General features: G+C 45.4%; 23 protein-coding genes and 1 tRNA gene. 10 read left to right on the top strand and 14 right to left on the bottom strand.

What is annotated here, in order from left to right; genetic code table 11:
• Positions 1 to 86: 86 nt before the first annotated feature.
• A tRNA-Thr gene (locus tag KNQ07_RS02555) sits at positions 87 to 157 on the bottom strand.
• A gap of 112 nt (positions 158 to 269) precedes the next feature.
• Entirely contained in the window at positions 270 to 467 is a 198-nt protein-coding gene (locus tag KNQ07_RS02550) for a hypothetical protein (RefSeq protein ID WP_012370601.1), read from the bottom strand.
• 149 nt (positions 468 to 616) lie between these two features.
• Here KNQ07_RS02550 and KNQ07_RS02545 point away from each other — a divergent pair, with 149 nt between their 5' ends.
• Positions 617 to 1,795 carry a MalY/PatB family protein gene (locus KNQ07_RS02545; protein WP_214764546.1) on the top strand — a complete coding sequence of 393 codons (1,179 nt, stop codon included), beginning with the start codon at positions 617 to 619 and terminating at the stop codon, positions 1,793 to 1,795.
• A gap of 338 nt (positions 1,796 to 2,133) precedes the next feature.
• A complete protein-coding gene (gene putP, locus KNQ07_RS02540) occupies positions 2,134 to 3,606 on the top strand; it encodes a sodium/proline symporter PutP (protein WP_214764539.1) in 1,473 nt (490 codons plus the stop codon).
• A gap of 54 nt (positions 3,607 to 3,660) precedes the next feature.
• Here the strand turns inward: putP and KNQ07_RS02535 are convergent, their stop codons facing one another.
• Positions 3,661 to 4,443, bottom strand: a complete 783-nt coding sequence (locus KNQ07_RS02535) for a class I SAM-dependent methyltransferase (protein ID WP_041261962.1) — start codon at positions 4,441 to 4,443, stop codon at positions 3,661 to 3,663.
• 57 nt (positions 4,444 to 4,500) lie between these two features.
• Positions 4,501 to 4,815 (bottom strand): hypothetical protein, encoded by a 315-nt coding sequence (locus KNQ07_RS02530; protein ID WP_012370605.1) that lies wholly within the window; start codon positions 4,813 to 4,815, stop codon positions 4,501 to 4,503.
• Positions 4,816 to 5,030: 215 nt separating this feature from the next.
• Here KNQ07_RS02530 and KNQ07_RS02525 point away from each other — a divergent pair, with 215 nt between their 5' ends.
• The 3 genes from KNQ07_RS02525 (at position 5,031) to KNQ07_RS02515 (ending at position 6,745) form a co-directional block, all read left to right on the top strand.
• The gene (locus KNQ07_RS02525; RefSeq protein ID WP_012370606.1) at positions 5,031 to 5,510 is read left to right on the top strand and encodes a GNAT family N-acetyltransferase; all 480 of its coding nucleotides are present in this window, start codon (positions 5,031 to 5,033) and stop codon (positions 5,508 to 5,510) included.
• 95 nt (positions 5,511 to 5,605) lie between these two features.
• On the top strand, positions 5,606 to 6,304 hold the full coding sequence (locus tag KNQ07_RS02520; protein WP_012370607.1) for a queuosine precursor transporter: 699 nt from the start codon (positions 5,606 to 5,608) through the stop codon (positions 6,302 to 6,304).
• Between the two features lie 81 nt (positions 6,305 to 6,385).
• Entirely contained in the window at positions 6,386 to 6,745 is a 360-nt protein-coding gene (locus tag KNQ07_RS02515; RefSeq protein ID WP_214764530.1) for a PilZ domain-containing protein, read from the top strand.
• Between the two features lie 127 nt (positions 6,746 to 6,872).
• On the opposite strand, the gene KNQ07_RS02510 is transcribed toward KNQ07_RS02515, so the two are convergent.
• The gene (locus KNQ07_RS02510) at positions 6,873 to 8,546 is read right to left on the bottom strand and encodes a glycoside hydrolase family 13 protein (RefSeq protein WP_214764523.1); all 1,674 of its coding nucleotides are present in this window, start codon (positions 8,544 to 8,546) and stop codon (positions 6,873 to 6,875) included.
• Between the two features lie 210 nt (positions 8,547 to 8,756).
• Between KNQ07_RS02510 and KNQ07_RS02505 the strand changes: the two genes are divergently transcribed.
• The 3 genes from KNQ07_RS02505 to KNQ07_RS02495 are packed head-to-tail and all read left to right on the top strand — an operon-like array spanning position 8,757 to position 10,709.
• Positions 8,757 to 9,374, top strand: a complete 618-nt coding sequence (locus tag KNQ07_RS02505) for a hypothetical protein (protein WP_214764515.1) — start codon at positions 8,757 to 8,759, stop codon at positions 9,372 to 9,374.
• A gap of 58 nt (positions 9,375 to 9,432) precedes the next feature.
• Entirely contained in the window at positions 9,433 to 10,227 is a 795-nt protein-coding gene (locus KNQ07_RS02500) for a thymidylate synthase (protein ID WP_214764508.1), read from the top strand.
• Positions 10,224 to 10,709 (top strand): dihydrofolate reductase, encoded by a 486-nt coding sequence (locus KNQ07_RS02495; RefSeq protein ID WP_012370612.1) that lies wholly within the window; start codon positions 10,224 to 10,226, stop codon positions 10,707 to 10,709. The genes KNQ07_RS02500 and KNQ07_RS02495 overlap by 4 nt, the downstream gene beginning before the upstream one ends.
• Before the next feature lie 77 nt (positions 10,710 to 10,786).
• Here the strand turns inward: KNQ07_RS02495 and KNQ07_RS02490 are convergent, their stop codons facing one another.
• Together KNQ07_RS02490 and fumC are read right to left on the bottom strand one after the other, a co-directional pair.
• On the bottom strand, positions 10,787 to 12,307 hold the full coding sequence (locus KNQ07_RS02490) for a diguanylate cyclase (RefSeq protein ID WP_214764501.1): 1,521 nt from the start codon (positions 12,305 to 12,307) through the stop codon (positions 10,787 to 10,789).
• Positions 12,308 to 12,385: 78 nt separating this feature from the next.
• Positions 12,386 to 13,780 carry a class II fumarate hydratase gene (gene fumC / locus KNQ07_RS02485; protein WP_012370614.1) on the bottom strand — a complete coding sequence of 465 codons (1,395 nt, stop codon included), beginning with the start codon at positions 13,778 to 13,780 and terminating at the stop codon, positions 12,386 to 12,388.
• Between the two features lie 116 nt (positions 13,781 to 13,896).
• Between fumC and KNQ07_RS02480 the strand changes: the two genes are divergently transcribed.
• Positions 13,897 to 15,204: a hemolysin family protein gene (locus KNQ07_RS02480; protein ID WP_214764493.1), complete on the top strand. Its 1,308-nt coding sequence runs from the start codon at positions 13,897 to 13,899 to the stop codon at positions 15,202 to 15,204.
• Positions 15,205 to 15,245: 41 nt separating this feature from the next.
• On the opposite strand, the gene KNQ07_RS02475 is transcribed toward KNQ07_RS02480, so the two are convergent.
• From KNQ07_RS02475 to KNQ07_RS02465, 3 genes are read right to left on the bottom strand one after another with little or no spacing between them, the layout of a single operon-like run.
• Positions 15,246 to 15,641, bottom strand: coding sequence for a ribonuclease HI family protein (locus KNQ07_RS02475; RefSeq protein ID WP_214764487.1), 396 nt, complete (start codon positions 15,639 to 15,641; stop codon positions 15,246 to 15,248).
• Positions 15,634 to 16,593, bottom strand: coding sequence for a CobW family GTP-binding protein (locus KNQ07_RS02470; RefSeq protein WP_214764479.1), 960 nt, complete (start codon positions 16,591 to 16,593; stop codon positions 15,634 to 15,636). Before KNQ07_RS02470 ends, KNQ07_RS02475 begins: the two co-directional genes overlap by 8 nt.
• A gap of 11 nt (positions 16,594 to 16,604) precedes the next feature.
• Entirely contained in the window at positions 16,605 to 17,795 is a 1,191-nt protein-coding gene (locus KNQ07_RS02465; protein WP_214764464.1) for an HD domain-containing protein, read from the bottom strand.
• Positions 17,796 to 17,942: 147 nt separating this feature from the next.
• On the opposite strand from KNQ07_RS02465, the gene KNQ07_RS02460 reads away from it, so the two are divergent.
• On the top strand, positions 17,943 to 18,425 hold the full coding sequence (locus KNQ07_RS02460; protein ID WP_214764457.1) for a hypothetical protein: 483 nt from the start codon (positions 17,943 to 17,945) through the stop codon (positions 18,423 to 18,425).
• A 259-nt stretch (positions 18,426 to 18,684) separates the two neighbouring features.
• Here the strand turns inward: KNQ07_RS02460 and KNQ07_RS02455 are convergent, their stop codons facing one another.
• From KNQ07_RS02455 to KNQ07_RS02440, 4 genes are all read right to left on the bottom strand, one after another.
• Positions 18,685 to 19,257 (bottom strand): deoxycytidylate deaminase, encoded by a 573-nt coding sequence (locus tag KNQ07_RS02455; RefSeq protein ID WP_214764736.1) that lies wholly within the window; start codon positions 19,255 to 19,257, stop codon positions 18,685 to 18,687.
• 64 nt (positions 19,258 to 19,321) lie between these two features.
• Positions 19,322 to 20,542 carry a toxic anion resistance protein gene (locus tag KNQ07_RS02450; RefSeq protein WP_214764455.1) on the bottom strand — a complete coding sequence of 407 codons (1,221 nt, stop codon included), beginning with the start codon at positions 20,540 to 20,542 and terminating at the stop codon, positions 19,322 to 19,324.
• Complete coding sequence (locus tag KNQ07_RS02445) at positions 20,529 to 21,275, bottom strand: 5-bromo-4-chloroindolyl phosphate hydrolysis family protein (RefSeq protein WP_012370622.1); 747 nt, start codon at positions 21,273 to 21,275, stop codon at positions 20,529 to 20,531. Before KNQ07_RS02445 ends, KNQ07_RS02450 begins: the two co-directional genes overlap by 14 nt.
• 273 nt (positions 21,276 to 21,548) lie before the next feature.
• Positions 21,549 to 22,895 (bottom strand): sodium-dependent transporter, encoded by a 1,347-nt coding sequence (locus KNQ07_RS02440; RefSeq protein WP_214764453.1) that lies wholly within the window; start codon positions 22,893 to 22,895, stop codon positions 21,549 to 21,551.
• Positions 22,896 to 22,905: the final 10 nt, after the last annotated feature.

Here is a 22,905-nt window from a genome sequence, read left to right as displayed (position 1 = left end):
CCTTCACAATCTGTTCCTGTTCTGGACAAAAAAACAGGCCTCCCGTTCAAGTGATTGACTTGTGACGGAAGACCTGTTTATTTTGATGCTTCCGGCGAGAATCGAACTCGCACTGCAGCATTACCATTGCTGAGGTCTGCCATTAACCTACGGAAGCCTGTTTTTTCTAATATTAGTATAACGTAATCCAATATGAAATTCAACTTTTTCACAAATATAGAAAAAAAGCGGTTAGAGGAACCCTTTCCCCTAACCGTTTTGATGATACATTAAAGGACTGTTTTAGTTAATGAGTTATCAAAGACAATCAGCACAGAATAATGTTCATCCGCTTTCGATGCGACGAATGTCGAGAATTTGAGTGTGATGATTGAATTTGAACCGACACCGTTTTCCTCAAAGAATTGGTTAAGTCGTTCTTCGAGTTCTTCTGGTGATCGTCCTACTAACACTTTTGAATGTAACATAAAATCCACCCCGTCCTTTTTTTTGTGTACGATATTGAGTTTTCCCATGGGCTCATTTTTTAAAACCTCTATTTTTCCAGCTTGCCGAAATAAGAGGCATTCGGTACTGTGAAGATATGGTAACTTTTTTAGAGAAAGGACTGATCAGAATGAATGAGCATATGTTCGATGAAATTTTGGAAAAAAGACAAACCGGTTCCGTCAAATGGGATGGTTTAAAACAGTTGTTCGGATCGGATGAACTAATTCCGATGTGGGTTGCGGATATGGACGTCCGCCCAGCCGACTCCATTACGAAAGCCTTGACGAAACGGGCTGCAAGCGGCAACTTCGGCTACTCTCTGTTCGAAGAAGAAGCAAAACACGCGATTCAGCATTGGTTTGAAAAACGTTACAATCAATCGGTTGATCCGGCGACGATTCTTTATTCGAACGGTGTTGTGCCCGCCCTCGCACACAGTGTATTGGCCTTGACTGAAGAAAACGACGAAATCATCATCCAGACTCCGGTCTATCCGCCTTTCCATTATGTGATTGAAGCAAACGGACGACGTTTAATTGAAAATCCGCTCCGCTTGCAAAATGACCGGTATGAGATCGACTTTTCCATGCTGGAACAACAAATGAAGACCGCCCGCATGATTATTTTATGTAATCCGCATAATCCGACCGGTCGTGTATTCAGTTATGATGAATTGCAACGGTTGGTTGCACTCGCTAAACAATACGGCGTCTATGTGTTATCGGATGAAATCCACGCTGACCTGCTGTTTTCCGAAGCGACCCATCACCCGATCATTGCCTTTGATTATGATCAGGTGATATTAGTCAGTGCACCTTCTAAAACATTTAACATCCCGGGATTGTATGCATCTTATCTGATTGTACCGAATGTCGACTTGCGACTCAAAATCGAGCAGGTACAGCAGGCAAACTTTGTCCATCCTAATGCTTTTGCAGCGACAGCCATCATTGCTGCTTATACTGACCCCGAAAGTGAAGCGTGGTTACGGGAATTGCTGCTTTATCTTGAGAACAACCGGAACTATGCCGTCAAGCGGATTCAAACAGAAATGCCACGTCTCACCGTCGTTGCGCCGGACGCGACCTTCCTGCTTTGGATTGACTGCCGAGCACTTCCGTTTGATTCGAAGGAACGGGCGGAATGGTTAGTGGAACAGGCCGGTCTCGCCTTGACGCACGGACAACCATTTGGAAAAAATGCTTCAGCCTTTGAGCGATTGAACTTCGGATGTCCGCGCAGTCAATTGGATGAAGCACTCAATCGTCTTCGAACGGCTTATGAAGCGATTGTCTTTACGGATTAAGAGTGATGAACCCCGCGATTCAAGTGACTTTCACGTCATTTGAATCGTTTTTTCATGCAAACAAAGTTCCTATTGTATCGTTTTTTACACTGTTATTTATTTCAACGGTTTTTCTTTCATGTTACGTTCATAAGACTGAATTCAGAAAGTTTAAACTTTAACAGGGACGAAAACCGTCCCAACCCCTTGATGGACGAGGGCTGACGCCGCTTTTAACGACTTTGTGAAGACTTGCGTTGTTGTTTTAGACCTTGTAACGTGGGGAACGAATCGATTGTGCTTATTTTGACGAAGATATGAACAGCGCAAAAAAAGTTGAAATTGGAGGATTTATTGTTATGACGCAAGAATGGATTTCTATCAGCTTGTATCTGGTCATGATGCTTGCTATCGGTTACATTGCCTACAAGCGAACGACAAACACAGAAGATTATATGTTAGGCGGTCGGGATTTAGGACCCGGTGTTACGGCTCTATCCGCCGGAGCATCCGACATGAGTGGTTGGATGTTGATGGGATTACCTGGTGCCATGTATGCCACTGGCGTATCCGCTTTATGGCTTGCTTTAGGATTACTGATCGGATGTTACGTGAACTACCTGATTTTAGCGCCACGTTTTCGTCTCTACACGGAAATGGCAAATGACTCGATTACGATTCCCGATTTCTTAGAAAATCGTTTCAAAGATACATCACGTGTCTTACGGACGGTTTCAGCAGTCGTCATTATCGTATTCTTCACGTTCTACACATCAGCTGGTATCGTATCCGGCGGGAAATTGTTTGAAAGCTCATTCGGCTTTGATTACCACTATGGTATGCTCTTGACGATTGCGGTCGTTGTCGCCTACACATTGTTTGGCGGTTTTCTCGCAGTCAGTTGGACCGACTTCGTCCAGGGTTGTATCATGTTCATCGCGCTTGTTCTAGTACCAGTCGTCGCGTTGACAGATGTCGGCGGGATTGACGGGGCCTACAGCTACGCTGAAAACTTAGACCCTACTTTGTTTGATCCATTGAAAGGAACGACATTCCTCGGAATCATCGGATTCCTCGCATGGGGACTTGGTTACTTCGGACAACCGCACATCATTGTTCGTTTTATGGCCATTCGTTCAGTCAAAGACTTGAAAAATGCACGTCGGATCGGCATCAGTTGGATGTTTATCTCGATTCTTGGTGCCATGATGACAGGACTTGTCGGAATTGCTTATTTTGAAGGACAAGGCAACGGTCTAGGTGATCCGGAGACGGTCTTTATCCGCTTCTCTGACGTCCTGTTCCACCCGTATATCACTGGATTCCTGATGGCAGCGATTCTTGCTGCAATCATGTCGACGATTTCGTCCCAGTTGCTCGTCACATCAAGTGCCTTAACAGAAGATTTTTATAAAACGTTCTTAAACAAAAAAGCGACGGATAAACAGTTAGTCTTAACAGGACGTATTGCCGTCTTAGTCATCGCTGTCATCGGTTCTGTATTAGCCTGGAACCCGTCAGCTACGATTTTATCACTCGTCGGTTATGCCTGGGCCGGTTTTGGTTCGGCCTTTGGTCCAATCATCCTGCTTTCGCTCTACTGGAAGCGGATGACCAAGCAAGGTGCCTTAGCCGGTATGCTGTCAGGTGCCATTACGGTTATCGTCTGGGTCCAACTCGGTCTCAGTACGACACTGTATGAAATGGTACCCGGTTTCTTTACCAGCTTACTCTTTACTGTCGTTGTCAGTCTCTTGACGAAGCAACCGGTTGAATCGGTTCAAGATAAATTTGACGATATGGAAGAAGAATTAAAAGAAGCCATCGAATAATTTGAAGCAACAGATAAAACCCCTTTGAGTCTGACTCAGAGGGGTTTCTTGCTGTCATAATTCAAGAACACCATAGTGCAGCTTGGATGACTTTCGTTTCGTACGCTCAAATCCGTACCGTTCAAAGAGATCACTCTCAAAATGAGCTTTTAAGACGATTCTTTGTCGCGCGACACGCTTCGCTTCAGCTAACACATGTTCTGTCAACGGTTCATAGTTTGCCAATTGCCGTAATCCGTCTAGATGTGTGGATTCCGAAATCGTTTTTTCAAACATCGGATCAAAATAAATCACATCCACCGAATTACTCGTGCATTGTTTGAGGTATGTGAAGTGTTCCGTCAGTTGAACGTTAATCCGACGCATCGCCTCAACGATTGGCGAATATCCTTCAATCCACTGCCGCAACCCTTCCCGGACGATCAGTGCCGTGACCGGATTACTCTCTATACCGGTGACCTGACCTGACCGGCCGACCGCATGACTCATGATGATTGCATCCGCTCCTAAACCTAACGTACAATCAAGGACTGTCATCCCCTCTTGCAATCGGGCAATCGCAATCAAGGGGTCATGACCGTCGCGGTCGAATTGTTTGATCCGAAAAACCGCACTGGACGGATGAAAGAAAAAGGAACTGTCCGTTCCTGACGGATAGTACTCCAACCGGTTTTTATCCACGACAAGAACGGGTAGCTGATGTTGCTCGTGAAGTGCCGGCAGACTCATTTTTTTTCGTTCTACGACAGCAAAGTCGATGTTTTGTTCTGTTTCAAAAAGTTGTTGTCTTCTGATCTTCACATCCTCTGTCGGTCTTAAGCATGTCGTCAAGATCACTTTTTGTTTATCCAATCCGTTTCACTCCCAGAAAAAAATAAGCTAGCCTGCGCCAGCTTATTTCTTTTTCTTCAATAACCCTTCGATGTCTTCGATGAGTGCTTTTTTAGAAATCAAATCTTCTTGTTTTTCTTGTTCGACTTTAGCATCGACAGTCGTCCGTTGTAATAACGCCTGCAACGTCTCGTCAATACTTGATTTCAAATGATCGCGATCTTCTTTATTTAAGGCAAGATCGTGACGGACTTCGTCCCCTTGTTCGTCAAGTTGGCGTAACCGCTCCGTCAATTGTTTCGCTTCCCGATTCAAATCAGAATATAAGCGTTCGATTTGTTCTAAGCGTAATTTGATTCCATCGCGTTCTGTAAACACATTTTCCAACCCCTTCCAGCATACAGTTGTCTACATCATTACTTTACCATATTCATCATGAAATGAAACAATCACAATCCGTTTACAACTTGCTTTTTCGCTCTTCCCGGTTTCTTCCGGGTGCGTGATTCCTTCCGGCTATCTTTTGCAATTTGTTTCCTCAAGTCGCTATAATAAATGAGCAGAGTGAAATGCGATCAGAGGAGGACACCGTCATGGATTTAAAACGTCGAACACTACGTCATGTAGATCAGACTGAATTCGAACATTTTTTAAAGTACGGCGAACAGGCTTACGGATTATCTCGTCAGGAAATTCAAGGATACGACCATGAGCTAGGAACCGAACGTGCCTTCGATTCTGTCGAACACAGTTATGCCGAAGATTTCTACTATGATATTCTCGTCGACGAACAGTTGATCGGTCGCGTACTCTTATTAAAGATGGGGCATTATTTCCAACTTGATTTGATGGTATTCGATCCTTACAGTAGACAAGGTTTTGGAACAAAGGCGGTAAAACAGGCACTCGAGCAGTCAAACGTATTGGCTCTTTACGAAGTGCGTGCCCGTATCCTGCCGACCTCTCCCCATCAAGAGATCGCTTCTCAGATTTTGAAGACGAACGGATTCGTCAAACAGGACGATTACTTCAGTAAGGGTCGCCGTAAACGTTACGCCCTACAACGCCCTTGAAATTCGACCGACGCAATCCGGCGTCGGTTTTTTTTGACATCAAATCAAAAACAGCGTAGAATTTTGGTTTGTATGATTCAGAAAGGAGTTCTCACATGAACGAATGGTTATGGTTTCCTTCCATTTTAATTACGATGGGATTATTATTACTCAGTTATCGTCTGTTTGGCAAAACCGGTCTGATGATGTGGATTGCCATCGCAACGATCATTGCCAATATCCAAGTCACACAACAAGTCGAACTTTATTCTTATATTTTCACATTAGGTAACGTCGTGTACGGAAGCTGTTACTTGGCGACCGACATCTTAAATGAAAAGTACGGGAAGAAAGTCGCGCGTCAAGGCGTCTATATGGGCTTTTTCTCATTGATTACGACAACGTTATTGATGCAATACAGTTTACTGTATACGCCGCTCAATGACACACTCGCAAAAGACATGTCAAACTCATTGAACCTTCTATTCGGGTTACTTCCTTGGATTGCGCTCGGCAGTTTGTCTGCCTACCTTGTCTCACAATTGTTTGATGTCTTTATCTATTCGAAAATCCGTCAGAAGACGGGGGAAAAGAAACTTTGGTTACGTACAACCGGTTCGACCGTCCTCAGTCAATTAATTGATACATTGACGTTTTGTGCGATCGCCTTTCACAATTTACCGTTTGATATCTGGTGGCAGATTTTCATCACCACTTATCTCGCTAAATTCGTCATTGCCTGGGTCGCGACTCCCTTCATGTATATTGCCAAACGGATTCATCCGACTGCTCCTTCGAAAGATTTGGCCGCATAATGCAAACACCTTCCTGATTTTCTACATTTCGCTAGAAGATTGTTCTTTTTTAACGGATAATGGGAATCAGGAGGTGTTCATTTGAAAATCAAACGCAACGAATCGTTCCGGTATCAATTTGATCAACCGGTTTCCGGTGAATTCTATCTCGTCAAAGAGGGACGGCGGACACCGGTCGGATCGATGAAAATTCATAATCTCTCCCCGAGTGGTATGGCGATTGCAACACCACTGAAACTGCCGATTGATCGTTCGATGTCAATCGTCGTTGAATTTTCTCTTTTACCCGGCCTTGAACCTTTGAAGCTGAACGGACGAATCTTACATGAAAAATGGCTTGATGACCAACGTTTGTACGGCATACTGCTCGAAACGATGAAAGAGGAACAACAACAGATTATCGATATGATCAACAATTCGTCAAAACGACGTCTTGAATGACTCGTGTTTTACTTAGAACGAGAAGGATCTGTTCTCTCTTTTGAGAAAGAACGGCCTTCAACGATTAAAAATCAGGGTGACGGACATAATGTCCGTCACCCTGATTTTTAGTACTTGCATTTCATTTTTACCGCGTCGTCCGGTAGACGATTGCTTCATACGGTCGAAGAACCAATTCTTCTTTTGATCCTGCCGGTGATTCACTGTAATTTCCGATGACCGGATCAGAAGTATCGTGAGACAGCGGAACCGTTACTTCTTCCTGACTGAAGGAGCAGTAAATGTACCATGTTTCATTTTCATATGTTCTTGTGTACGCATAGATGTCCGTTTCCTCTTCTAAAATCAAGGCATATTCACCGTATACGATTACATCGTGCTGATGACGTAACGCAATCAGCTGTTTGTAGTAATAGAAGATGGAATCCGGATCCTCCAAGGCCTGTTCGACATTGATGGTCGGATAGTTCGGATTAACTTTTAACCAGGGTGTACCCGTCGTAAATCCGGCATGCTCCGTCGCATCCCATTGAATTGGTGTCCGGGCATTGTCCCGTCCCTTCACATGGACAGCACGCAATAACTCTGCCGGTGAAGCCCCTTGCTCGGTCCGTTCTTTCCACATATTACGGATTTCGATATCCTCATAGTCCTCAATCGATTCAAAGGCAACGTTCGTCATGCCGATTTCTTCCCCTTGATAAATGTAGGGAGTTCCTTTTAACAAGTGGAGTAAGGTCGCTAACATTTTAGCGGATTCGACGCGATACGTCGTATCATTTCCGAATCGGTTGACAACGCGTGGTTGGTCGTGATTATTCCAGTACAGCGAGTTCCACCCTTTTTCGTGTAAGGCGACTTGCCACTTCGTGAAGTTTTCTTTCAGTTTCTGAAGGTCAAAGGGTTTTACATCCCATTTTCCGCCCGGACCGGAATCCAAGTCCATATGTTCGAACGTAAAGACCATGTTGACTTCTTTGCGTTCCGGATCTGTATAAAGAATGGCGTCGTCAGTCGTCGCCCCCGGCATTTCACCAACCGTCAAGACATCGTAATTACCGAAAGAAGCGTCATTCATTTCTTTTAAAAACTCATGAATTCTTGGTCCGTTAATATAATGTTGTCCGCCGTCCCCGTATAGAGCACCGGGAGGAACCGTCGCATCCGGAAGACCGGGTGTCTTCGAAATTAAGTTGATGACGTCCATTCGGAAGCCGTCAATCCCGCGATCCAACCAGCGCGTAATCATCTGATAGACTTCTTGACGCAACTTTTCGTTTTCCCAGTTCAGATCAGGTTGCTTTTTAGAAAACAGGTGCAAGTAATATTCGTTTGTCGCCTCATCCAGTTCCCAAGCCGGTCCGGAAAAAATCGAGCCCCAGTTGTTCGGGAGCGTCCCGTCTTCATTGGCGCTTCTCCAAATGTAATAGTCCCGGTATGGATTGTCCTTACTCTTTCGTGACTCTGCAAACCAGGCGTGCTCGTCCGACGAATGGTTGATGACCAAATCCATTACGATTTTAATTCCCCGCTCATGCGCCTGATCGAGCAGAAGATCAAAGTCCGCCATCGTTCCGAATTCGCTCATGATGGCCTCATAATCCCGAATATCATATCCGTTGTCATCATTTGGTGAGTCATAGACGGGACTCAGCCAAATGACATCAATTCCAAGTTCTTTTAAGTAATCCAGTTTTTCGATGATACCGACGAGATCCCCGATTCCATCTCCGTTTGAATCATTGAAACTCCGCGGATAAATTTGATAGACTACACTGTCGTGCCACCATTTACGTTCCATGTGATTGATCGACTCCTCTTGTGAACAATTTGCGCAATCGATTGCGCATTTAATAAAAGCGCTTCCATTTATTTCATCGTTAGCGTATCACGAATCTTGTAACCAGGACAAGAAGATTCCCTTGTACGGAATCAGGTATACTGAACCTATCGTTTCACGTTTGAATTTTTCCGATTGAGGAAAATGATTTAAGAGAGGAGGCGTACCAACATGTATCGTCGTTACTTATTGTTTCTAGTTTGGGCTATCGCCATTGTCTTCATCTTACTGTTTGGGAATAACAGAGTCTTTCCTTCCGGTTTTCTCCTATCCTTTTTACGGTTTGATCAAAGCCAGTTTGATACGTCTGCACTCAGTTTATTCACATTACTTGGTATCTATCCAGCAGCCTTTTTCATGCTCTTTTTAGATGAAAAACGCTTCTTGAAACCTTCCCCGATGTTAGCAAGTTTTGGCGCCTTTGCGTTAGGATCATTTATCCTCATGCCGTATCTAGCACTCGCCATCCCGCGTCAAACGTTTTTGCCGTTTCGACGTCGGAAGTTCATCCCTTACGTTGTCGCACTGCTGGCTGTTCTTTCAGCCGTCATCATCTGGTTAGCTTTAGCACGTTCAGACTGGTCTATTTTCCAAGTCTATTTCATGACAAATCAATTCGTTCGGACGATGACTGTCGATTTGGTGATGTTTTATATTTTACAGCTGTTTATGTTACACCGTATTCGGGCGCGCCAGAATACTCGGCTCGGTTGGCGGGACCTCGTGCCGTTGTTCGGACTGTTCAGTTATCTGTTCCGCCGTCATCTTCCGACTTCCTCCAACGGTTGATTCGACCGAACGGATTCGGCTACAATAGGAAGATAGCTTTCATAGGGGGACATTATTCATGAAACAGTATCATCAACTTTGTCAGGAAATTTTAACGAACGGCGTAAAAAAAGAAGATCGGACGGGAACCGGAACCATCAGTATTTTTGGTCATCAAATGCGGTTCTCGTTGCAGGATGGTTTTCCGATGGTGACGACAAAAAAGTTACATATGAAGTCGATCATTCATGAATTGATCTGGTTTATCTCCGGTGAAACGAACATCTCTTATTTACAAGAGAACGGTGTCCGTATTTGGAACGAGTGGGCGGACAAAAACGGTAATCTCGGACCGGTTTATGGTGCCCAGTGGCGTTCTTTTCCGAAACCGGATGGAACGACCGTCGATCAATTAGCGGATGTGATTGAACAGATCAAAGTCAATCCGGACTCCCGTCGTTTGATTGTCAGTGCCTGGAATCCCGGACAACTGGAGGAGATGGCCTTACCGCCCTGCCATTTGTTGTTCCAGTTTTACGTAGCAGACGGAAAACTGTCTTGTCAGCTCTATCAGCGGTCGGCGGACGTCTTCCTTGGAGTCCCGTTCAATATTGCTTCCTATGCTTTGTTGACGCACATGATTGCTCATGTCTGTAAACTTGAAGTCGGCGATTTTGTTCATACTTTAGGAGATGCCCATATTTATTCGAACCATCTGGATCAAGTGAATCTCCAGTTGAGCCGGAATCCGAAACCTTTGCCGACGATTCGATTTGCCCGTGAAGTCGAGCGCATTGAAGACTTTACGTTTGACGATATCATCATCGAAGGCTACGACCCTGATCCGCATATTAAAGGAGTCGTCGCCGTATGATTTCGCATATCGTTGCCTATACAAAAAACCGGGTCATTGGACGGGATAACGAGATGCCTTGGCACTTGCCGGCTGATTTAGCCCATTTCAAGAAAACGACTTACGGCAAACCGGTCATCATGGGTCGAAAAACCTTCCTCTCAATCGGACGCCCATTACCGGGACGCGAGAATATCGTCATCACACGTGATCCGGACTTTCATGCGGAAGGCATCACCATCTGGCATGACTTAGACAGACTGGCGGATTACGCGGAGTCGGACGAGGAAGTCTTTTTAATTGGCGGCGGCGAATTGTTCCAGCAGACACTGCCTCTTATCGAGCGGATTTATGCGACTGAAATCGATGCCCACATCGAAGGGGATGTTTACTATCCCGTTCTTCCCGATCATTTCGTTTGTTCCTCCGAGACGTACCACCCTGTGGATACGCAACATGCAGAAGCTTTTACGATTAAGCAATTTGATCGTGTTCCTGAATAAACATCATTCGATTGACGTTTCAAGCAAAAAGCATCCCGACTTCCAAGAAGTCAGGATGCTTTTTTAATTCGGTCTTTTTAAGGCAGGCGAATCACCCATTGGCGAATCTGCTCTTCCAACTGATGTGGATCAAGCGGAGATAAACAATAATCCGTAACGCCGCGTTCCAGCGCCTGTCCCAGCAGTTGATTTTCTTCATCGGCAATCGCAATCACGTCAATGAAGGCCTCACGCGCCTGCTTCCACTGCTTAACCAGCTTAAAATCTGACGTTGCCAGCCGTTCGAGCGGCATCACGTAAAGCTGAATCGATCCGGTTGTTTTTTGATCGTCAGCTACAAGATTAAAATCGTATTTCGGATGAAACGGTAGCTCAATCCGTGAAAGAGATGGCAGTAACGTCTTTTCGACCTTAATGACGACCTCTAGCTTCTCCTTGGCAGTTGCCGTCGCGTACAGGATGACCTGGTTCCGTCCGTTTCGCTTGGCTTGATAGAGAGCTTCGTCTGCTTCAGACGTCATCTCTTCTAAATCCATCAGAATATCATCGATGATCGTTAATCCGATTGAAACCGTTACTTTCAACCCGTTCGGAAAGGTATGACGTTCAATTCGTGACCGAACCCTTTCCATCATCTCTGCGGCATGTTTCGAATTGTCTGCACTAAACAGCACCATAAATTCTTCGCCTCCGAAGCGGATCAACTCGTCGTCTTGTCGGAGAGCTTGTTTCGTCAAAGCTGCCAGTTCGGTCAACACAAGATCCCCTGTTGGATGTCCATGCAAATCATTAATTCGTTTGAAGTGGTCTAAATCGAAAATGGCCAGAGCAAACAGCTGATGATCGCGTTCCAACCGCGATGTCCGTCTCCGGTAGGCATTTTGAAGGTATTTCCGGTTGAAGGCACCCGTTAACTCATCAACTAATATCGATGAAGACACGGCACGTAATTTCCGTAGCAGCCGTTGAAGGCGAATCTTACGTTCGTCAATCCCTACCGTCTCATCCCAGTAATCATCTGCTCCAAGTGCATAACACACCTGACGGACCGTCGGGTCATTCGGACCAATCAAAATCAGCGGAATGAACGCGGTTTCCAATTTTCTAATCAGCTTCTTCAGTAATGTATCTTCTGTCATGCGAATGATTTCGTAATCAATCAGCATCGCATCGACATGCAAATCGTATCCGACTTCCAGTGTATCTTCGATTGAACCAAAAAAACGTGTCATGTAACGTTCATGCTCCAGTGCTTTTTTCCATTGAATGTTATCCAAAAACCGTTTCGTGACCGAAAGAATCATTTCCTTGCGTACGACTTTCTTCCGTCCCCGTTCTGACAAATGATCGATGACCGGTGCGAGCAGCTTCACGATCTGTTCATGCGTGACTTCTTCCGCTGCCCCGTTCAATTCACTTCCCCAGCCTGCTGTCTGCCGCTCAAAGAAATTTGCTTGATCATATTCGCTGAATCGGTTCAGCCATTGTGCGAAAACAAGCAACTCCGATTTCGGAACCGTATCCATCCGGAGTAAACGTTCGACCATCAGAATCGTCTGATCGATTTGTTTTTCAATTTGTTGTTTGGTTGTTTCCACGAGTCTTCCCTCTCTTTCTATACAGCCGAAATCATCCGTTCGACTGAAAAGAAAACGAGGGAAGGCCCTCGTTTTCGATTATGCTTTTAAGTTCGGATGGACCATGTCCGCCGGAACGATCCATTGATCGTATTGTTCTTCTGTCAATAAACCGGTGGCAAGTGCCGCCTCTTTTAAAGTTGTACCCTCTTTGTGCGCAGCTTTAGCAATCCGAGCTGCATTTTCATACCCAATATGCGGATTGAGTGCCGTGACAAGCATTAAGGAACGTTCGACGTTCTCAGCGATGACAGTCCGCTCCGGCTCGATTCCGATGGCACAGTGATCATTAAACGACTGAAGGGAATCCGTCAATAACCGAACCGACTGGATGTAGTTATACATAATCACCGGCTTAAAGACATTGAGTTCAAAGTTCCCTTGACTTGCAGCAAATCCGATTGTCGCATCATTTCCAAGGACTTGAGCAGCGACCATCGTCAACGCCTCGCTTTGAGTCGGATTAACTTTTCCCGGCATGATGGAGCTTCCCGGTTCATTTTCCGGAATCGTAATCTCACCGATTCCGGCACGCGGACCGGATGCGAGCCAGCGGACGTCATTGGCGATTTTCATCGCATCCATCGCGAGTGCCTTGATGGCTCCATGGGAAAAGACGAGTTGATCATGGCTCGTCAGGGCATGGAATTTATTTTCTGCGCTGACAAACGATTTTCCGGTTTCTTCACTCATTTTTTCAGCTGCCCGGTCTCCGAATTCCGGATGGGCATTGATGCCGGTACCGACAGCCGTTCCGCCGATTGCCAGTTCCGTCAACGGTTCTAATGTCAATTCAATCATTTTTTTCGAAAGTTGTAACATACGGACCCAGCCGCTGATTTCCTGACCCAGTGTAATCGGTGTGGCGTCCTGTAGATGGGTCCGGCCGATTTTGACGATGTCTGAGAAGGCTTTGGCTTTCTCGTCAAGCGTTGCGTGGATCGCATCGATTGCCGGCAACAATTGATCGATGACAATCGTCTTCGCTGCAATATGCATCGCAGTCGGATATGTATCGTTTGAACTTTGTGATTTATTGACATCATCATTCGGATGGATGACCTTGTCACTTCCCCGCTCGGCAAGTTTCCGTGTTGCGACCCGGGCAACCACTTCGTTAACGTTCATGTTCGATTGTGTACCGGAACCCGTCTGCCAAACGACCAGTGGAAATTCTGCATCGAACTGTCCGGCGATGATTTCGTCACAGACTTCCGCAATCACTTCCGCTTTTTCTTGATCCAAGACCCCTAGATCACGATTGGCTAGTGCTGCGCCCTTTTTCAGAACGGCGAATGCCCGAATGATTTCAATCGGCATCTTTTCCGTGCCAATCTTAAAGTTTTCCAGACTGCGTTGTGTTTGTGCTCCCCATTCCTGTGCTTCCGGGACACGAATTTCCCCCATCGTGTCATGTTCTAAACGGTATTCCATAATCATTTCCCCCTTTATCTGCTGATACATTAATAGTTTAACGGAAACCGACTCGAATGGGAATGATAGAGGCCGGTTTGGGGAATAGTTTGTTATCGAAAAGGAGTGAATGCTTGATGTGGTTGATTAACTTAACAATCGTTTTACTTTTAATTCTGGCGAATGGGATCTTTGCGATGACGGAACTGGCTTTACTGTCCTCCAAAAAATCCAAGTTGCAACAATATGCGGACGATGGAAAAAAATCCGCTCAAGTCGCCCTCGACTTTTTGGAACGTCCGACGGATTTGCTGTCGACGGTTCAAGTCGGCATTACCTTGATTGGCATCATCAACGGAGCCTTTGGCGGTGCTGCTTTATCCGCTCCGTTAATTGACTGGCTCGCCGGTTTTGAGTGGCTGGCACCTTACGCCAGTACGATCGGCTATGTCGTCGTCGTCACGATCATTACTTATTTATCGCTTGTCGTCGGTGAACTGGTCCCAAAACGAATTGCCCTCGTCAGTCCGGAGCGTGTCACGATGATTCTGGCACAACCGATGCGGATATTCTCAAGTGTCTTAAAGCCGTTCATCTTCATCTTAAGTAAGTCAACAAGCGTTATTTTCCGGATGATCGGACTTGACCGGCTTCAAACGGAAGACGAGACGGAAGATGAAGTCAAACAGTTGTTGATTCGCGGGACAAAAGAAGGAACGTTCGCAACGTCAGAAGCAGAACAAGTCTCGCGTGTATTCGCTTTTCACGATCAGTTGGCGTATGAATTGATGGAACCGCGTACGGTGACGGAATGGATTGATTTGACGGATTCTCCCGATGAGATTTTAGCTGATTTACGAAGCGCAAAACACCGGAATCTTCCTGTCGGTCACGGTGATTTGGATCACTTCGTCGGATACGTCGATGCCAAGGAAATTCTAGCTTCCGAGCAGCCGATCGCTGTCATCGAGTCCATGATTCACACTCCGCTCATCGTCCCGAAACAGTTGCAAGCAACTGTCCTGCTCGAACGGATGCGCAAGGAAACGGTTTCCATTGCCTTTGTGCTCGATGAATATGGCGGCTTTTTGGGAATGATTACATTATTTGATATCTTGGAAGCATTTGTCGGTGAAATCTCGACGGTCGAAGAGGAACCGGAACTTGTCCAGCGGACGGACGGGTCTTATTTAGCAGACGGCTTACTGCATATCGATGATTTAAAACGGGTGCTCGGTATTAAAACAGACTTACCTGGCGAAGCAAAAAATAGTTATCATACCGTCGCCGGGCTCGTCTTATATCTGCTCGGCGAGTTTCCGGTTCGCGGAAGTCACGTGACAAGCGACGGTTATCGTTTTGAAGTCGTTGACTTGGATGGTCGGCGGATCGATCAAATCTTAATCGAACGACTGGAAGATCCGGTCGATGAGACGTCTCTATGAAAAAACTGACCGGATCTGTGCGATCCGGTCAGTTTTTTTGATTAATGTTCATTTAAAGCATCTTTTGCCACTCGATCGGCTTTATTTTCCGACCGTGGAATCCATTTGACGAATGCCAGCGGTAAACGGGAAAACCGTTCGAATGCCGGATCAAAATAAATCTGAATCCGCTTATTTTTGGCAAACTCGCGTTCGACTGCCAACGAAACAGCTTCCGAATCCGTCCGGAAAGAAAACACACTTTCTCCTTGCGTGACTAATTCTTCGGCTAATTCGACCGCTTTTAAAAATGCCTGGAATTCAGCTTCGTGATTATTTTCAGCCGTAATCCGAAATGTCCGTTCAATAACCTGACCTTCTGAGTTTTTGCAGAAAATACCGACTGCCGCATCATCATTTGAGGGACGGACCGCTCCGTCAAAATACAACTCAACCATGTTCTCTCGCCGCCTTTACACCTTTTCGAATCGCTTGTTCATCTAGATTTTTTCCGATGAAGACCAGCGTTGTTTGTTTAGGTCCTTCAAATTCACCGCGTGTTGCCGTTCCGTAAATCATGCCCGTTCCTTGTAAAATGGTCTTCCGATCCGTATCCGAGAAATGAAGAATACCTTTATAACGGTATAAATCTTCCGCATACGCCTCAAGAATTTCTCGCAGGACAGCACCGAAACGTTGCCGATGCAACGGGACTGGTTCTGTAATCGTTAACGCGGTAAAGGAATCAGCCGCCTTCTGCAAACCATCCGTTTGTTGGGCCAACCGTTCTTCTTCCTGTTTCGGAAAATGGAACGTTTCAAATAACTGTTCGATCGGCGTGTCAGACTCGACCGTCGGCAAAATTAATGCCGTTGGATTCAGTTCGGATAAACGTTTAATGGCAACCGTCACATCATTCACCGAAATCAAATCGGTTTTGTTCAGCAACAAAGTATCAGCAAATCCGATTTGGCGGACGTTTTCTTCAAATGTTAACTGCCGCTCCAGTTGATAAGCATCGACGACCGTAATGACACTTGATATTTGATACTGCTGTTCGACTACCGGTTCAAAATAGAACGTCTGTAGGATTGGGCCCGGATCGGCAATCCCTGTCGTTTCCACAATCAAACGATCAAAAATCATTTCACCATGCCGTCTTTTTTTCGCAATCCGAAGTAACGCCTCCCGTAAGTCCCCGCGAATGGAGCAGCAAATGCAACCGTTCGTCAGTTCGATGACTTCTTCGTCACTTCGCTCGATCAAGGCTTCATCAATGTTTACCGCACCGACTTCGTTGACGAGTAGTGCTACTTTTTCAATCGGATTCGAAACAATCCGGTTTAATAATGTCGTTTTCCCTGCGCCTAAAAAGCCGGTGACGAGGGTCGTTTGAATACGTTCAGACATAGGTTCACTCCTTATGTTAACTGCGACTGGCGCCATTTTTCTTTTCGCGCATCGAGTAAATCGATGGCGTGCAAATACCAGGCGTCCGTTGTCTGCGGGGTAACGCTTGAGCCCCACTCTTTTTTACCATGATGGGATAAAATCATATGCATCAACCGGTGATACTGATCAACCGGAAGCCGGACAGCTTCTGCTTGTAGTGCTTGTTCCAGGACAAAACAACCGTACGGCATATGACCAACCAACACACCGTTCGGATCTAGAGCGATCCCGGATAATTTTTCACTGGCCGGTTCCGTTTGTACCAGACGGGAAAAACGGTCACCGCTTGCCCCAAGGTGGGTATATTCAAAGATTTTTCCGATATCGTGCAATAAAATACCCAACAGTAATTCATCCTGATGCGGTCGTTCGTTTAACAGGGCAATCGAACGTGCAGACTGATACAACGCATCAAAGCTGTCGTCCCAGGCAAATTGGCGCATGTCCCGTTCACCTGCTTGGAATAAATCATTTTTGTGATCCGCTTCGGCTTCCTGAATACATTGTAACAGCGTCAAATCGGGCCGTTCCGATTGACAGATGCCAAAACCAATCGTCATCATACACGCCGTATGCTTTAACAATCCACCGATATAGGCATGATGATGATACAAGGCTGCCGGACGAGTCGAAAAATCGTCCCAATAGGCCGATACCACACGATGTGCGACTTGCCGGAGTGGTGTCTCCATTTTCTCAATCAGTCCGATCAATTGATCACGGTAGTCTTTTGCGGATTCACCTGCTGGCATTTGCGGTAAATAGGCAGTACCCGATTGATCGTGCACGGCTTTCACCCGCTGGACCGTTAAAGATTTGTTTCCAGAATCAACGGGATATTCATCTACCTTGGCCGAGACATGAACGATTCCGGTTTCAAGATACGGACGCATCACCTCTTCTGCTGTTCCCTGGTTCAACCATTGTTTCCCTTTGCAGGAACCACTTGGAGAGTTGAAGGTGAACTGTAACCATTCACGACCTGTCTGACTTGTTTTAATTTCAGCTGATGCGACAAGCAAGGTTTCTTCCACCTGTTCTCCAGGAACATGGTTCGAGATCAGAAAGCCGGTCGTCTTCTCAGTTCCGTCGACCGGATAATCTTCTCCGCTGTAAACCGGCAATTCAAGCTCGGGAATCGCTTTAAATAATCGAATCATCGTCAACACTCCTCTCATTTACTCTGCCTCTCATGATAACAAATCTTCCTGATTCCTGCATATGCTAAAACATTCATTGTAAGCGCTTCATTTATGATTTAAAATGACAAGTGAAGACAAATTATCCATGATAAGGAGGATTACCGGATGATTTTTTCATTATCGACTTGTTATGACACCGTTCAAGCTTCAGAACTGGAACCGGAACAAACTATTGTCACTCGTGAACAGCTTCGTCAAGCCGTTTCGGTTTATGATCCGCTTGCTCTGAAAAATCCTTGTTTATTACATCAACTCATTGATCAAGAAATGATCTTAGCATGCCAACAAGTGGAGGCACTTGGTTTATCACTTGAAGCAACCCCTGTTAAGCTGTTGATTGTCTCGTCATTTAATCCGGGTGCCGGCTTTGATACGGTAGAAATCGATCGCATGTCCCATGAGACATTAAAACGGCAACTTGCAACGAACGATGTCGTTTTCTCACGGTTCATCCAGCAACTGTTTCTTCATCAAACACAACCCGACATTCTCTGTCAACGTTTGATGACCGTGTTAGCCGGCGCGACGGCGAAAAAAGCACGTGTTCGAGCTGAGCGCCTTCAAACTTCCTGGGCCATCCTGCATTAAGCATACAAAAAGTCCTGACTCAAATGAGTCAGGACTTTTTTTCAACGACCTGGCATTCCAGCTCCTTGATGGACATTTCTAATGAAAATGCGGCATTCCGCTTCGTCATATTCTATATACATCATTGCAGAATATTGGAAATATGTCAATTTATTTTTCAAAAAAAAGTGGGATAACTTCGTCTGAAGTTATCCCGAATGGAAGAGTGAATAATTACCATGGCAATGCTTAATTTCATAATACAATGCAATGGAAGCGTTTACAAGTCTTTATCGAAAATTCTTTCAAGAAAATATTCTTCTGTTAACGGACGATGAAGAACTTCGATCCCGCTTTGACGCATCAGTGTCAAACCATCCCCGTATTCGTAGCCTGTTGAATAGACGACACGATCGATCTTCGAGGCGATCAAGGCTAAGCTGCAGGCATGACAGGGACTGTGTGTCACATAGGCTGTCGCATGGCGGGCGCTCGTCGAGTCGGCCGCAAGTTTTCCGAGTGCATTGATTTCAGCATGAATCTCGTTCATCTTCGACCATTCGTGGTGTTCTTCTTGGTTGTTACAGCGGTAAAATACTTGACCGTTATGTACGATTGACAAGGCATCGGTCTTTCCTTCAGATTCTGCTTTATACAGGATGTTGTCCTGCTTTAAATAGATTTCATTACAATTCACGTGCTGACTCGGTGTTCCATTGATTCCAATCGATATCGGTTTCTCATCTTTGACGATGACACAAGCAACGGACTTTGACGCACACTTTGAATGGCGATCCGCCATCATCCGTGCAAACAAAAGCCAGGTCGTATCCCATTGATGTTGTTTTTTCATCATAACGTTTTCCCCCTGAATAACTATTTTAAAAAAACCACTAAGGAACACATAAATGTGTTCCTTAGTAAGGGCGGTTTGGTAATTCGCGATTTTTTGAAGCCACTTCCATGACTTTTTGCTTCAATTCATTTTCCATTCGTTCAAGCTCGTGTTCCGCATCACGACGTTTTTGTTTTCCGTCCTGTTGAATGCGAAGCGTTTCATCCAACGTTTCGATCAGGTTTTGGTGCGCCACTTTCAAGGACTCAACAGACACGATTCCTTTTTCGTTTTCTTCTGCAATTTCGATCGATGAATCTTTGAGCAGTCGTGAATTTTGTTCCAACAATTGATTCGTCGTATTCGTGACGTCTTTTTGCATCTGCAGGGCTGTTTTTTGCCGCGACAGACTGAGCGAGAGAACGACTTGGTTTTTCCAAAGTGGAATCGTATTGACGACCGCTGATTCAATCTTCTCCGCTAAAATCTGATTGTTTTGTTGAATGACACGAATTTGTGGAGCCATTTGTAAACTAATTGTCCGTGACAGTTTTAAGTCATGGATTTTCTTTTCAAATCGATCAGCGAGCTGAATCATGTCATTGAGTTCCTGTATCCGCGTCTGATCCTGTGACCGTTCGACTTCCATACGTAACGGTTCGATTTCATGTTCTCTGACATGTTTAATCTTTGTTTCCCCTGCAGCGATGTAGAGGTTCAGTTCTTCGAAGTACCGTTTATTTTTTTGATACATCTGATCAAGCAGCGTGATATCCTTCATCAAACCGAATTTTGAACGATCCAGATTATGAACGACTTCTTCCAGGTAAGCACTCATTTTTTCGTACTGTAAAAAGTACGTCTCTGCTTTTTTCTTCGCCCGGCCGATGACCGGAACATTGGACCAGAAACTTTTCTTTTCCTGTAATGTATCCGGATCCATCTGACGGACCCGTTGCATTAAATCCGACAAAAGTTTGCCGGCATCGCCGCCGTCTTTCATTTTCACTTCACTCAACACTTGATCTGAAAACTGTGACAATTCGCGTTGAACCGGTGCCCCGTACTGCATGACGGCATCTGATTTGTTTAAATCGATGACTTGGAGCAACCGTTCAATTTTTTGGCGTTGTTCTGCCGGAACGTCACTCGGGATCATGTCTTCGACCGGCCGGACCGGTGCAGCCGGACGGGATGTCGCTTCCGCAAGGTTCAAGTCAACGGACGGATCCGAAATTGTCGGTTGTGTCGTTGATTCTTCTTCCGGCCATTGTTGCCAACTGTTGTTATCAGAATGGGTCATGTTTATAACTCTCCTCCTGTTTTCGTTGTTCTGACTCTTGTGCCAAAACCTTTTCAATCGTTAACAATTCACGTTCTAAGTCTACTGTATCGCCTTCTAACAACAACGATTGCTGTTGTTTTAACTTCTCGGCGATCAGTTTAAGATTGGATTGCAACTGTTCCCGTGTGTCAAGTTGAACTTGCGCTCCTCGCCGTTCGAGATCCGCAAACTTTTCTGAAATCGAGAGCAGCGAATCCAGATAAAATGTAAAGAAATCACGGACTTTTTTGACTTCACGCGGCGCCGTGAACAATTCTTCAAACAGGACATGGGCTTCCCGGGAAACAATCCGCATTTCAGAGCGGACTTCACTATCCCGGATCGCCGGAATGATTTTATCGAAGGATTGAAGTTTAGCAAATCCTTCTTCGACCGTCCGCTGTAAGACCTGAAGCTCTAAATCATCCGTTTCATCGAACCTTCGCGTTGCTTGTTCCGGTTTTAAGATGACACTTCCGACAAACTCATCTTCATCATCAAGCAACAGTTTCTTTTTCACATTTTTTCGTTTTAATTCCGTTGATTTCCGTTCAGTCCGATACCGTTTTCCCGGTTTTGCACGATAACCGCTCCAAATGAACCAGAGACCCAGTGCAATAAAAATGCCGGAAAAATTCAAGGCATCCGCCACTTGAAGAAATACGAACATCAGACCGATGGAACCAAAGATCCACCATGTAGAAGACTTCACCTCATCACCACCCCTTTTGATTGTTTCTTCTATTCTGTCTTCACTGTCTGCACTTTAATTATTTGTTACTTATATCTTACCATTACGCATCATATAACAAAAAGTTTCCCGTTTTAGAGAAATGTTAGTCCTCTCTATTTCTTATTTCACCATAATCTATCGAGCGTGACATCCGTCTCAAGTTTGATTTCTGCCATCATACCGGCAACAAAAAAAGTCCGTCCGCAAAACATTGCAGACGGGCTTTTAACTAGACTTGTCACTATTTTTTTCTTAAGAACCAAACAGCGGCCAAATCAAGATAATCAAAATGGCGAGCGGACTTAAATAACAAATACTGAAACGCCAAAACGGAAGAATCCGTTTCATCAGCGGACTTGTGACAAGTTCTTGTTCGACTAGAGCGCGATCCAATTTAAATCCGGCAAAAAATGAAATCAACAAGGCACCAATCGGCATCAGGAGATTGGAAACGGTAAAGTCCATCCAGTCAAAAACCGTTTTATCCATCCATGTGATGTCAGCTGCCATACCAAATGAAAGAGCGGATGGAATACCGATTACCCCGATTAATATCGTGGCAATGATCGTATTTCGTTTTTTATCCCGGAACGTCGCGGTTTCTTTCCGGTCCGTAATAGCGGACACCACCACTTCAAGCATCGCAATAGATGAAGTAATCGATGCGAATGCGAACAAGAGGAAAAACAGGACCAAGAACAACGATCCGAATTGGATTTGACTAAACACCGTCGGCAAGACGATGAACAATAACGAAGGGCCTTCCGCCGGATCGAGACCGGATGCGAAAACAGCCGGGAAAATGGCGAATCCTGCAAGCAAGGAGACGACCACATTCAACGACACGATCCAGATCGCGGAACGATTGATTTGTCCCCGTTCCTTCATGTACGAAGCATAAGTCAGCATCGCTGATACGCCTAACGATAAAGAAAAGAACGCTTGCCCTAACGCACTAAGGACCGATGTCCGGTTCAGGGCCGAGAAGTCAGGTTCGATGAAGAAGCGGACTCCCGCGCCTGCTCCTTCGAGTGTCAACGAACGAACGACAAGAACGATGAAACAGAGGAAAAGTAAAGGCATCATGATTTTACTCATTTTTTCAATACCGGCCTGCACTCCGCGTAAGACAATCACACACGTAATGATCAGAAAAATTAACTGTCCTGTAATGGCATAACCGGGCGAACCGGAGACTGTCGCAAATAATTCACCCAAGTCCGCCCCATTCATCGACGTTAAATTTCCGGAAAACCCTAGCACGATATAGATGAGAACCCAACCGCCGATGACACTGTAAAATGAGAGCAACAGAAAACACGCGATAACACCGAGCCAACCAATAAACGTATATTTTTTATGACCAAGCTCTGAAAAAGCTCGTAAGGCGGTTTTGCCACTCGTCCGCCCGATTAAGAATTCGGCAATCAATACCGGTAATCCGAGCAAAAGCGTAAAGGCCAAAAATAATAATAAAAATGCCCCGCCTCCGTTTGTTCCCGTTGTGTATGGGAACTTCCAAATTGCGCCCAGCCCGATCGCTGATCCAGCTGCCGCCAAAATAAATCCAATCTTTGAAGCCCATGCATTTCCCTTCATGTGCTCACCC

Source organism: Exiguobacterium sp. s145, assembly GCF_018618835.1.
Lineage (GTDB): Bacteria > Bacillota > Bacilli > Exiguobacteriales > Exiguobacteriaceae > Exiguobacterium_A > Exiguobacterium_A artemiae.
Note: the sequence above shows the minus strand (reverse complement) of the source record. Positions and strands in the feature narration are given on the sequence as shown.